Source organism: Actinomadura sp. NPDC049382 (assembly GCF_040677125.1).
GTDB classification, from domain to species: domain Bacteria; phylum Actinomycetota; class Actinomycetes; order Streptosporangiales; family Streptosporangiaceae; genus Spirillospora; species Spirillospora geliboluensis.
In genome coordinates this window covers 1-12,409 of sequence record NZ_JBFARO010000047.1, presented here as the reverse complement: position 1 = coordinate 12,409, position 12,409 = coordinate 1, and the positions used below count along the sequence as shown (strand labels likewise).

Below are 12,409 nucleotides of genomic sequence, written 5' to 3'. Positions count from 1 at the left end.
GGCAGTTGACCATCGACACACCGCTCGTCAGGGAGCTGCAAGTAAAGCTGTATCTAGAAAGCGATGGCAATTCCGTGGCCGGACGCCTTGCCGACGACACGGAAACGTTCGCGGGAAAGGTCGTCCAGGGCGTCGTTGACGGTGACCGGTTCAGCCTCAAGATCAGGCTTCTCCGGCCGGTGCCGAGCGCGCTCAGGTTCACCGGGACGTTCGACGGCGATTTCATGGAGGGCAGCGTCCGCGTGCGCTTCTTCGGCGGTTTCAAGGCGAGGGCGAGGAGGGTCGCCTGACCCCGTCCGGGTGTCCGCGCCGGCCTCCGGGGCCCGTCGGCGGCGCACGGGACTCTCGCCGCCTGGAGGCCGGCGGAACGATCGATGGGGAAGACTATTCGGCGATCTTCGTCCGGGTGGACCAGGTGAAGACGGGCACCTGCCCGCGGTCACCCGACTGCGCGCGCTCATAGTGGTCATATCCACCGCTGCGCTGGACCTTCAGCTTTCCGTCGGCCACCGCCGACGCGGGCACGGCCACCCGGGTGGGCGCGCCGGACGGGCCGCCCACGAGCTCGACGTCGACGAACTCCGCGCCACTGCCGGGCTCTCCTGAGATGTCCACGCGAATTCCCTCCATTCTGCGTCCGAATCATCGGACGACGGGACCACGCATCCGAATCCCGCCATCTGACCGGCACTCCAGATACTAAGAAGGGAGAGAATGGCCGGACCACCCCCGGCGGAAGTCATTTCCGGTATTCCGGGGCGGGCTTCCGTGTCCTGCCGGCGGGACAGGGGGCGGGTCCGGTGGGCACGGTGGCTCCCGCGCTTCGGCCGCGCGACCATCTCAGTGGGCCCTCATCCCTCCAGTGCCCGCGCGGCCGCGCTGTCCAGCGTGGTCAGCACCCATTGCTGCAGGTCCGTGCCCGATTGCTCCGCAGCCATGTGCCAGCGCCGCAGGTGGCTGCCGGGCACCGCAAGCCGCCGCGTGTCCTCGGCTCTCGCGCCCTCCCGGCTCTCGCCCGGGCGGGCGAGCCGGATGCCCTCCCGCAGCTGCTTGGTGGTCCATTTCGCCTTCTCGGCGCGGTCGAGCCACCTGTCCTGCTCCTCGACCGGCAGCGACGCGACCTCGGCGTGATGCTGGAAGCTCAGCGCGGGGCGCCGGCGGCAGAACTCGAACCGCCGTGCGACCCAGGCATAATTGCGTAACGTCTGATATTGCAGCCCCGCCGCGAGGATCCCGTGCTCGTACCGGTCGTGGTAGTGCTCCTTGCCGTATACGAGCCAGTCGCCGAGCCACCAGGCCGACGAGTTCACGATTCCGGAGAGCTGGCGGCCGGCGTGCTCCCAGTCCTCGAAGGCCAGCTCGGCCGGTATCTGCAGGCCCACCGCCGTCGTGAGCACCTCGCCGCGACGCTGCTCGGCGGAAACGGCACCACGTCGCGCCGACTGCGCCCTCCTCCGGCGGAGGACGGTCCTCATCTGATCGGTATCGCCGGCCCGGTTCACCATGTCTCTCCTTTCGGACGGGCTGGGCATGAATAATGACCGGGAAGATCCGCACAGAGCAGCAACCGCTCGCAAAGCGGCGCCATGCATTCGGTGAACGTCGGCCGATGAACCGTGCGACGAGTGGGAGACCCGGCACGGCTCACGCGGCGGCCTTCAAGCCGCCCTCATCCCCCGAACACTCATTCCATCGTCCGCGGTGGGACGGAACACGACCGCCGGGCGATCCCCGCATCGCCGGGGAGCCGAACCGTCACCCTGTGCGATCAGTGCATCGTTCCAGGTAACGGATCCGGCAGCTGGTCTCGGGAGCCGATAGACCGCAGACACTCTGGGCACACCTTCCACTGGGACTCACCGTGCCGCCATCGCCACGACAGGTTCGCCGAGGCACTCGTCGAACCGGCCCCCGCACCGTCCCCGTCGGCCATGGCCTTCATCTCAGTTAGCACGATTCTCACCCGAGGCGCGTCCACTGTCACGTCCGCCGTGCGGGGGTCATAATCATCTCCAGCAAAAAGGTTAATGGTCCTACATATCTTCGATCAGCGAAGCTACCAGCGCGTACGGTAGGTCCGGAGAGCAATTCCGCATTGCCCGCCGGACCTTGGAGCGGCGTTGTCAGTGGTGCCGTGAAGTATGTGCCGGAGACCGACACGTCAGGCGAGAGGGCGATCATGGCGCTGGTGACGAACCAGAAGGTGCTCGACCACGAGTTCCTCACCGGGATGTACGACGACGGGTACTTCCCCGATCACCTCGTCGACAAGGGCAGAGCGATCTTGCTGGCTCTCTGCGGGCGGATCGAGACCGACCGGCCCGCCGATCTGGCGGCGCTCTACTCGCTGACGCACGCCGCGACCGAGGAGTTCAACGCCCTGCAGGCGGAGTTCGACGAGGCCGGCAGCGAGATCGAGACGGTCGCCCGCGATGTGATCGGCGAGGAGTTCTGGTTCGTGGCCACCGCCTACGGCTTCGACGGGGCCGACATCGAGGAGTTGATCGCCACCCGGGACTGGTGAGACCACCGCCCTCGCGCCGGACCCCGGTCTTTCACCGTGACCACGTCCGGTTGTGAGACTTCCTCGGATTCGGTGATCGTGGTTCCATGAGTACCGAGCAAGCGTTTGGGACTGAAGCGCAGCGCTGAGCGAGGGAGTACCGAATGGCCCCGCGGATTCTCCGGAGGTTATGGCTGCCCCTTGCGGCCGCCGCCGTGCTGGTTCTCAGCCTGCTGCAGGCGGCGCAGGCGCACATCGAGCGGCCGTCGTACTGGCCGTCTCCCGGTCCCGACTGCTCCGTCAGCCCGTGCGCGGGCGGGACGGTGCCGACACCGCGGAGCCTGGCGTCGGCCGTCGAGACCGTCCCGGGGAGCACGACCCGCGTGGTGTGCCGGCCTGATTCGCTGGAACTGCTGGACGCCTCGATCAAACGGGCACTGAAGTCGGGCTACAACGTCCGCCCACACGACCACCGGACGCTCAGCACCACCCAGGCGCGGGAGCTGAAGCGGGTCAACCAGGCGTTGTTCGACCGGTGCCGGTACAGCGAGATCCAGCCCGCAGTGACCGATTCGCGGAACAACGGCCGGGTCGTGGTGCTGCCGGGCGTCTACACCGAGCCCACGGCGCGCCAGAAGCCGACCCACGATCCCGCGTGCGACCAGTACAAGCTGAGCACGGGCGCGTACTCCTACCTCGGCGAGTACACCTGCCAGAACGACGCCAACCTGATCGCCGTGCTCGGCCGGGCCCCCGGCGCCGGCCAGGACCCGGACCCGCCGCTCGTCGACCGGCACGGCATCCCCAACCGGGGCGCGTGCGTCCGCTGCAACCTCCAGCTCGAAGGTTCGGGAGTGAGCGCCGACGACGTGGTCGTGGACGCCGGTGACCCGTCGTCCGGCAACAGCGGCCCGCGCAACTCGGTGAAGGACGTGGGCATCCGCACCGACCGCGCCGACGGCTTCGTGCTGCGGAACATGACCGTCCGGCACGCCAACGAGCACGACATCTACGTGCTGGAGAGCAACGGGTACCTGCTGGACAGCTTCAAGACCTTCTACGCGGGCGAGTACGGCGTGCTCACCTTCGTCGAGGACCACGGCGTGATCCAGAACTGCGAGGCGGCCGGCAACGGCGACTCCGGCCTGTATCCCGGGTCGGGTGCGAAGACCGGGGCCGGACGCGACGAGCGCGTCTACCCGACCGCGCGCTACAGCCAGGAGATCCGCTACTGCGACTCGCACCACAACACCAGCGGCTACTCCGGCACCGACGGCAGCGCCACCTGGGTGCACCACAACAACTTCTACGACAACGCCCTCGGCTTCACCACCGACGTGTTCACCGCCGCCGGGCATCCCGGCTTCCCGCAGCAGGGCGACCTCGTCGAGAACAACGACTTCTTCTCCAACAACTTCAACCCGTACCTGGCGGACAGCGACGTGGTGCCGACCGTCCCGGTCCCGGTGGGGACCGGGATGTGGATCGCCGGCGGTGACGACAACGTCGTCCGGAACAACGAGTTCCGCGACAACTGGCGGCGCGGGGCGATGCTCTTCGCCGTCCCGGACGCGTTCGTCTGCGCCGACCAGCCCATGACGGGCTGCGACCCGCTGAAGCTGTCGACCTCGCACCGCAACCAGTTCCACGGCAACCGGATGACGGGCAACGGCCAGGACTTCTGGTGGGACGCCTTCCCCGGCAATACCGGCAACTGCTGGTACTCCAACGGCACCGTCACCACCTCGCCCCGCAACCTGCCGGACTGCCTGAACGGCAAGGCGCCCTTCCTCAGCTTCGGGTTCGGCAACCTGGGCAACGAACTCGAACTGCTCACCTGCATGGCGAACCTGAAGCCCGGCGGCCCATGCCCCTGGTTCACCACGCCCAAGGCCACCGCCCCGGCCGCGTACCGAACGGCACCGGTCGGCGACCACCCGCACCCCGAGACGAGCGAACTCGACGACGCGATGCTCGCCGCGATGACCTGCCATTCCTGGCAGGAGATGACGACCGAGCAGCAGGACCACATGCTGGCCAAGATGGCGGTGTTCATGGGCGGCCAGATCGACCATCCGGGGGCGCGCGGCACCACGCTGACCAACAAGAACGCGACGAGCATGCTCAACAACGCCTGCGGACTGCCCTTCGCGGAGCCGTTCAAGCTCTACAAGCTCTACGCCCGAGCGGCGGCCTTCCCGCTACAACTCCCGTAACACCTCAAAGAGACCGACCCCAGGAGCCGCCGGGCCATCGCCCGGCGGCGACGGGGCGTGGCCTGCCGTCGCGGTGCTTCTTCCCACCGGGCAAGACTGCGTCCCCTGCTTGAATGCATATACGTGTTCATTTGAAGTGGAGGTGGGCGTGCGGCCGCTGCAGCCGGGGGATCCCGCATGGGTCGGCCAGTACCAGATCCTCGCCCGGCTCGGTGCGGGCGGGATGGGGGTCGTCTATCTCGCCCGGTCGCCGGGCGCCCGGCTGGCCGCGCTCAAGCTCATCCGGCGGGAGTTCGCCGAAGGCTCGGCCTTCCGGGAGCGGTTTCGCCGCGAGATCGCCGCGGCGAGCAAGGTGAGCGGGCTCTACACGGCCCCGGTGCTGGACTCCGACGCCGACGCGCCGCAGCCCTGGTTCGCCGCCGGCTACGTCCCCGCGCCCACGCTGGGCGAGGCCGTCGCGAGCGTCGGGACGCTGCCGGAGTCCGCCGTCCGGACGCTGGGCGCGGGACTGGCGGAAGCGCTGCAGGCGATCCACGGGGTCGGCCTGGTGCACCGCGATCTCAAGCCCGGCAACATCCTGCTGGCCGAGGACGGCCCGAAGATCATCGACTTCGGGATCGCCAAGGCCGCGGACGCGACGCAGCTCACCGGCACGGGCGCCATGATCGGCACGCTGGCCTACATGGCTCCCGAGCAGATCGCCGAAGGCAAGGACGCCGGGCCCGCGGCGGACGTGTTCTCGCTGGCGGGTGTGCTGGTCTACGCGGCCACGGGTGCCAAACCGTTCGGCGAGCGGGACCCGGCCACGGTGCTCTACGAGGTCATGTACGAAGAGCCGTGCCTCGACGGCGTCCCCGCGTCACTGCGGGACTTGCTCGCCGCCTGCCTGGCCAAGGAGCCGGCCGGACGTCCCACGCTGGAGTCCGTGCTCGCCGCGCTGACCCCCGCCGATCCCCGGGCGTTGAACTCACCCGCGCTGCGCCGCGAGGTGGCGGTCAGGGAGGCCGAGGCGACCAGGGTGGCGTCGGAGCCGGTCACGGCACCCCCACCGACACCGCGGGTCGATGACACGGAGGCGGGCAAGGCCGGACGGCGCCGGTTCCTGGGACTGGCCGCCGCCGTCGCCGTGGCCGGCATCGGCGCGGGGGCGGCGGGCTGGGCGGTGACCCGCGGAGGCTCCGAGCCCGCCAAGCCCGCTCCCCGCGCGACCGCCCTCGCCACGGCGCCCCCGCCCGCGTGGACGTTCACCCCGCCTCGGCCCGTCAGCGGGACGTCGATGGTGCTGCTGGCGGGCGGCGTCGTGCTGTGGGGCGGCGAACAGGAGATGTACGGGGTGGATGCCGGCTCGGGGCGGCAGCTGTGGACGAAGGACAAGGCCAACGCCGTGTATTCGGACGACGTCGCCCCCGGATCGGCGTTCGTCGTCCTCGGCGGCGTGGTCGGCGACATTGAGGACCAGTTGATCACTCTGATCGACGCCCCGACCGGCAGGACCACGAACCTCCCCACGCCCGCCGGCGTCGTCCCCTCTTCCGTCATCGGCGTGGTCGGCGACACGATCCTCGTGCGTTCGCGGACGGACGTATGGGCGCTCGACCTGACCAGCGGCAAGATCCGGTGGGATCTCTCCACTGACGGGTCGTTCTCCGGAGCCGTCGACCAGACCAGCCTCTACCTCAGCACTGACCCTTCCCTCACCGCCCTCGACGCCGTCACCGGCCGCAAGCGCTGGGTCCACACCTGGCCCAGGAGCGGCGGCACCCGGGACGGGTCAAGCCTGGACATCGCGGTCGCCGGTGGACGATTGTTCGGCAACTTCGGCGATACCGTCCAGGCGGTCGACACCGCCACCGGAAGGCCCGTGTGGTCGCGAAACACCGACGTGCAATTCGACACCGTCATTCCCGCAGGCGCTAACGCGATCTTCAAGGAAGAGGTCCTCCACGCCTACGACCAGGCGACCGGCGACACCCGATGGACGCTGGTCGGTCCGGAACCGTTCAACAACGACCCGGGACACATCGCCGCGACCGGCGACCTCATCGCGACCGCCTTCAGCGACCCGTCAGGCCCGTCCAAGGGCATCTTGGTCGCCGGGGCCGACGGCCGAGCACTGTGGTCGCACTGGGGGCCGTCGGAGACACAGCGCGGTTGGGAAGTCGCGGTGTCCGGTTCGTCGGTCTTCGCGACCGACCACAAGCGGCTCTACCGCTTCCCGGTGACGCGGTGACGGCGGCGGCGCTGGAGCCCGGCGATCCCGATCGCATCGGGCGGTACCGCCTGCTGCGGCGCCTGGGCGAGGGCGGCATGGGGGTGGTCTACCTGGGCGCGTCCCCGGCGGGACGGGCGGTGGCCATCAAGGTCGTGCGGCCCGAGCTTGCCGGAGACCATGATTTCCGTGCCAGGTTCCGAAGCGAGGTCGAGGCCGCCCAGAAGGTCAGCGGCGCGTTCACCAGCCCGGTCGTCGAGGCGGAACCCGACGGCACCGTCCCGTGGCTGGCGATCGCGTACGTCAACGGCCTCAGCCTGAAGGAGACGATCGAGCGGTACGGGCCCATGCCCGAGCCGCTGCTGCGCACCCTGGGCGCCGGACTGGGCGAGGCCCTGATCGCGATCCACGCGGCGGGACTGCTGCACCGCGACCTCAAACCGGCCAACATCCTGCTCGCCAAGGACGGCCCCAAGGTCATCGACTTCGGCATCAGCAAGGCCGCCGACACCGCCACGCTCACCGCGGAGGGCCAGTTCATCGGCTCCCCCGGCTACATGTCCCCCGAGCAGATCCGCGGAACGCGGCTCACACCGGCCGCCGACGTGTTCGCCTACGGCGCCGTGCTGGCCTTCGCCGCCACCGGCCGCCCGCCGTTCGGCAAGGGCGCGGTCCCCACGATCATCCATAGGACCCTGCACGAAGAACCCGACCTGCGCGGCGTACCGGCCTCCCTGGCACAGCTGGTGACCGCCTGCCTCAGCCGGGACCCCGACCGGCGTCCGCCCGCGAAGCTGCTGCCGACGCTGCTGGCCGCCCAACCGGCCACGGCCGGCTGGCTCCCCGGCGACATGGGCGAGGAGCTGCGGCAGCGGGAGGACACCCTCGTCCTGGACCTGCGGACGCTCGCCAGGGCCCACACCCGGCGACGGCTGCTGATCGGCGGGGCCGCCGCCGCTGGACTGGCCGTCATCGGCGGCGGAACCGCCGCGGCACTGGCCGCGACCCAGGACGGGAAGGGGCATCGTCTCTCCCCGCCGAAGTTGCTGTGGCGAACCGCGATCGACGACGAGGACGACGTCACCCTCGACGTCCTTTCCCGCTCCATCATCTCGTCCGCCGACAGGGTCTTCGAGGACGAGGTCCGCTGCTACTCGCTGGCCACCGGACGGCAGATCTGGACCCGAGGCAACCAGACGCTCATCGGCCCGACGCTCATCTACACGATGGCCGGCTCCCGCATGGTCGCCATGGACGAGTCCCAGACGGTCAAGTGGACCTACAACGCACCCACGAAATACCGGTTCCCCGAACTCATGGTGTCGGCCGACAGGCTGCTGGCTCTGAGCGGGGATCGAACGATCACCGGCCTGGACCCCACCACCGGCCGCCGCCTCTGGATCCGCCAATGGCCGCAGGCGTCGTCCACCATCCTCCACGGCATCCAGGGACGCACCCTCCTCGGCCAGACGGCCAAGGAGAAAGGCGAGAACCAGTACCACGCACTCGACATCACCACGGGCGCCGTCCGATGGTCCAAGCCGCGCGAGACGATGCTCATGGTGCCGGGCGACGGTGACCTGATCTTCAGCAGTTCCTCCCACACCACTCTCGACGCGTTGTCGGTCGACACCGGCCAGAAGGTCTGGAGCGCCGACCTTCCCAACGCCGCAAAGGACCCGGACAACAAGGACGCGCTCTCCCTCAACGCGACCGTGGCCAATGGACTGGTCTACATGAACGGGCCGACCATCTACGCCTTGGACGCGGCCACCGGCCGACAGCGGTGGACCTACACGCCGGCCTCACCCGGCGGCCACGCCTTCCTACTCGACGGAAGACGCGCCTACATCCTGGACAGCCCGCATCTGGTCGCCCTCGATGCCCGCACAGGCAAGCGTCTCTGGTCCGTCAACACCCCCGCGTCCAAGACCGTCCCACTGATCGCCGCCGGCGGGCTGATCTGCACCGGCGTGGCAGGCACCACGAACTCGGGACTCTATGCGTGGGACGCCATGACCGGCGAAATCATCTGGAACTACCCCATGACAACCCCCGCCTCTACCGAGCAATGGGAATTCAGCACCAACGGCCGCATCCTCGCCGCCGCACACGGCAACGCACTCCTCGCCTTTCGCCTCGTCTGAACTAATGGCGGCCCAAGAGGCGAGTCAAACACCACCACAGTCGCAACGCCCCGCCCACACTGTGGCCCACCCTGCTTCGATGACAGGTGTCCATCCCGAACGGCGACCGCATGTGATCAAATGATGGCATGAACGCGATCTGGGGAAGCGTCGTCGCCGTGGTGGGCACACTGCTAGGCGTGCTGGTCTCTGCCATGACTCAGCGATGGAACTCCACCCGTTCCGAGCGCCTCACACGAGAGCGGCAGCTATGGGAGGAACAACTCACCGCGTTCAGCAGCTTCGCCGGCGCGCTCGTCGACTATCGCCGCGCCGAGTACGACCGTGCCCACAGAAGTTTGGACGCACCTGATTCCACTGCCCATCAGAACGCTCGCGAAGAATCCTATCGCGCACGCGCAACAGCCCAGCAGGAATTGTTCCGCGTTCAACTTCTGTCCGACAGTACTGGGCTGTTCCAATTGGCGGAGCAGGCTTTCGTCGCCACCGAGGAGATTCACGAAGCAGCCACCAAAGAAGAAGTGAAAAACAACGGCGAGCGGGCAAAGCAGGCACTCGCCGTCTTCGTTGAAGAGGCAGGCGGCCTGGTCCGCAGACCACATTGGCCGTCGGCCGGTGTGCAGGGCTAGACTCGTTGTGCGGATGGTTCACCCGCGCCCTGGCGGTGCGGGTGTCGCAAGAGGGAACCCGGTGAGAATCCGGGACTGCCCCGCAGCGGTGAGCGGGAACGACCGCCGTCATAGGCACTGGGCCCACGGTCTGGGAAGCGACGGCCAGTAGGACGCCCTACTCTGGTAGGAGCGACGCCCGCGAGTCCGAAGACCTGCCTCCGCCCGCGCGCCGGCCGGTGCGCGGTGGTCTGCGGCCTCGTGGGAGGGTCGGCGGCCGGCGCACACGCATGCATGGCGTGGGTCCGTCCCCTTCCGCAGCGCCGCCCGTGGCACAGCGAGGGAAGCCGCCATGAGAACCACGATCCTCGGATATCCCCGTATCGGGGCGAACCGTGAACTGAAGTCCGCCACCGAGGACTACTGGGCCGGACGCATCGACGCCTCCGCCCTGGAGAAGGCCGCCGCGGACCTGCGCGGCTCCGTGTGGAGGGAACTGCACGACGCGGGCCTGGACATGGTCCCGTCCAACACGTTCTCGTACTACGACCAGGTTCTCGACACCAGCGTGCTGGTCGACGCGGTACCCGACCGCTACCGGCACCTGGACGGGCTGGACCGGTACTTCGCCATGGCGCGCGGCGTCCAGGACGTCCCGGCGCTGGAGATGACCAAGTGGTTCGACACCAACTACCACTACATCGTCCCCGAACTCGGTCCGGACACCCGGTTCCGGCTGGCCGAGGGCGCCGACGCCAAGCCGCTGGCGGAGTATCGGCAGGCCAGGGCGCTGGCCATCGAGACGCGGCCGGTGCTCGTCGGCCCCCTCACGTACCTGCTGCTCGCCAAGTCCGCTCCGGGGGCGCCCGCGGGGTTCCGTCCGCTCGACCTGCTCGACGGGCTGGTGGACGTGTACGCGGAGCTGCTGGAGAGGCTGGCCGGGGCCGGCACCGATTGGGTGCAGTTGGACGAGCCCGTCCTGGTCGGTGACCGGACCGACGAGGAACTCGCCGCGCTCGAACGCGCCTACGCGCGGCTGGGCGGGCTGCCGGCCAGGCCGCGCCTGCTCGTCGCCACCTACTTCGGCACCGTCGGCGCCGACGCGCTGCGCGTTCTCGGCGGCACCCGCGTGGAGGCCGTCGGCCTCGACCTCGTCGCCGGGCCGCGCAACGTGGACGTGCTCGCCTCGATCGGCGGACTGCCGCGCAAGACCGTCGTCGCGGGCGTGGTGGACGGCCGCAACGTCTGGCGCGCCGACCCGCACCGCGCCAAGGCCGCCTACGCGGTGCTGCTGGGCCTGGCCGACCAGGTGATCGTGAGCACCTCCTGCTCACTGCAGCACGTCCCGATCGACCTGGACGCCGAGACCGGCCTCGATCCGGCGGTGCGGGAACGGCTGGCGTTCGCGCGGCAGAAGGTCGCCGAGGTCGTCGCACTCGGCGAGGCGCTGCGCCTGGAGAAGCCTCCCGCCGACGCTCGGACGCAGGCTCCTTCGCCGGACGTCGACGACGGCGTCCGGGCCCGCGTGGCCACGCTCGCCGACGCTCGCCGCGGTGGCCGCGCCACCCGGTTCACCGCCCAGCGGGACGCGCTGAAGCTGCCCGAGCTGGCGACGACCACGATCGGCTCCTTCCCGCAGACCTCCGCCATCCGCAAGGTCCGCGCCGACCACCGGGCGGGCCGTATCACCGACGACGCCTACGAAGCGGCGATGCGGGACGAGATCGCCCGGGTCATCGCGCTGCAGGAGGACCTCGGCCTCGACGTGCTCGTCCACGGCGAACCCGAACGCAACGACATGGTCCAGTACTTCGCCGAGCGGCTCGACGGCTACGCCGCCACCGAGCACGGATGGGTGCAGTCCTACGGCTCCCGGTACGTGCGGCCGCCGATCCTGCACGGCGACGTCGCCCGTCCCCGGCCGATGACCGTCGCATGGGCCGCCTACGCACAGTCGCTGACGGACAAGCCGGTCAAGGGCATGCTGACCGGCCCGGTCACCATGCTCGCCTGGTCGTTCGTCCGCGACGACCAGCCGCTCGCCGACACCGCCCGCCAGGTCGCCCTCGCGCTGCGCGACGAGATCGCCGATCTGGAGGCGGCCGCCATCCGGATCGTCCAGGTCGACGAACCCGCGCTGCGGGAACTGCTGCCCCTGCGCCGGGCCGACCACGCCGCCTACCTCCGCTGGGCCGTCGCCGCGTTCCGGCTGGCCACCTCAGGCGCCGCCGACACCACCCAGGTCCACACCCACATGTGCTACTCCGAGTTCGGCGAGATCATCGACGCGATCGGTGATCTGGACGCCGACGTCACCAGCGTCGAGGCCGCCCGCTCGCACATGGAACTGGTCGCCGACCTGCGCGCCGCCGGCTACGCCAACGGCATCGGCCCCGGCGTCTACGACATCCACTCTCCGCGCGTCCCGGCCGTCGAGGAGATCGAGGCGAACCTGCGCCGCGCGCTGCAGGCCGTCGAGCCCGCCAGGCTCTGGGTCAATCCCGACTGCGGCCTGAAGACCCGCGGCTACCCCGAGACCGAGGCGTCCCTGCGCAACATGGTCACCGCCGCCCACCGCGTCCGGAAGACCATTTCGGGCTGAGGCCGGACGTCCCGATGCCTCCGGCCGTGTGGGCCGCGCCCACGGCCCCGGGGCCAACGCCGCCCACGACAACAGGAACCGCACACGGAAACCCCGCCCCCCGGCCGGAGCGGAGGAGGTGAGG

Annotated in this window: 9 protein-coding genes and 1 riboswitch; of the genes, 7 read left to right on the top strand and 2 right to left on the bottom strand. The window is 69.6% G+C overall.

The genetic code is table 11. From position 1 onward, the window contains the following. Positions 1-5 precede the first annotated feature (5 nt). Positions 6-290 carry a hypothetical protein gene (locus tag AB0K34_RS25380; protein WP_138635678.1) on the top strand — a complete coding sequence of 95 codons (285 nt, stop codon included), beginning with the start codon at positions 6-8 and terminating at the stop codon, positions 288-290. A 94-nt stretch (positions 291-384) separates the two neighbouring features. On the opposite strand, the gene AB0K34_RS25375 is transcribed toward AB0K34_RS25380, so the two are convergent. Both AB0K34_RS25375 and AB0K34_RS25370 read right to left on the bottom strand, forming a co-directional pair. After that, positions 385-615: a DUF5988 family protein gene (locus tag AB0K34_RS25375; protein ID WP_138635677.1), complete on the bottom strand. Its 231-nt coding sequence runs from the start codon at positions 613-615 to the stop codon at positions 385-387. A 236-nt stretch (positions 616-851) separates the two neighbouring features. After that, positions 852-1,505: an LmbU family transcriptional regulator gene (locus AB0K34_RS25370; RefSeq protein ID WP_240807373.1), complete on the bottom strand. Its 654-nt coding sequence runs from the start codon at positions 1,503-1,505 to the stop codon at positions 852-854. 674 nt (positions 1,506-2,179) lie between these two features. On the opposite strand from AB0K34_RS25370, the gene AB0K34_RS25365 reads away from it, so the two are divergent. The 6 genes from AB0K34_RS25365 to metE all read left to right on the top strand — a co-directional run bounded on the left by AB0K34_RS25365 (position 2,180) and on the right by metE (position 12,285). Beyond that, entirely contained in the window at positions 2,180-2,524 is a 345-nt protein-coding gene (locus AB0K34_RS25365) for a DUF5713 family protein (RefSeq protein ID WP_364551279.1), read from the top strand. A gap of 194 nt (positions 2,525-2,718) precedes the next feature. Beyond that, on the top strand, positions 2,719-4,719 hold the full coding sequence (locus AB0K34_RS25360) for a right-handed parallel beta-helix repeat-containing protein (RefSeq protein ID WP_364551238.1): 2,001 nt from the start codon (positions 2,719-2,721) through the stop codon (positions 4,717-4,719). Positions 4,720-4,867: 148 nt separating this feature from the next. Continuing rightward, on the top strand, positions 4,868-6,949 hold the full coding sequence (locus AB0K34_RS25355; RefSeq protein ID WP_364551236.1) for a PQQ-binding-like beta-propeller repeat protein: 2,082 nt from the start codon (positions 4,868-4,870) through the stop codon (positions 6,947-6,949). Further along, positions 6,946-9,075 carry a serine/threonine-protein kinase gene (locus tag AB0K34_RS25350; RefSeq protein ID WP_138642197.1) on the top strand — a complete coding sequence of 710 codons (2,130 nt, stop codon included), beginning with the start codon at positions 6,946-6,948 and terminating at the stop codon, positions 9,073-9,075. Before AB0K34_RS25355 ends, AB0K34_RS25350 begins: the two co-directional genes overlap by 4 nt. Before the next feature lie 128 nt (positions 9,076-9,203). Beyond that, entirely contained in the window at positions 9,204-9,704 is a 501-nt protein-coding gene (locus AB0K34_RS25345; RefSeq protein ID WP_364551235.1) for a hypothetical protein, read from the top strand. Beyond that, positions 9,702-9,921: riboswitch (cobalamin riboswitch) on the top strand. Its footprint overlaps the gene before it by 3 nt. 114 nt (positions 9,922-10,035) lie before the next feature. Further along, complete coding sequence (gene metE / locus AB0K34_RS25340; RefSeq protein ID WP_364551233.1) at positions 10,036-12,285, top strand: 5-methyltetrahydropteroyltriglutamate--homocysteine S-methyltransferase; 2,250 nt, start codon at positions 10,036-10,038, stop codon at positions 12,283-12,285. Positions 12,286-12,409 lie beyond the last annotated feature (124 nt).

Coding starts and splice junctions, on each gene's coding strand:
- AB0K34_RS25370 (WP_240807373.1), bottom strand. CDS start 1,505: ATGGTGAACCGGGCCGGCGATACCGATCAGATGAGGACCGTCCTCCGC.
- AB0K34_RS25365 (WP_364551279.1), top strand. CDS start 2,180: ATGGCGCTGGTGACGAACCAGAAGGTGCTCGACCACGAGTTCCTCACC.
- AB0K34_RS25345 (WP_364551235.1), top strand. CDS start 9,204: ATGAACGCGATCTGGGGAAGCGTCGTCGCCGTGGTGGGCACACTGCTA.
- metE (WP_364551233.1), top strand. CDS start 10,036: ATGAGAACCACGATCCTCGGATATCCCCGTATCGGGGCGAACCGTGAA.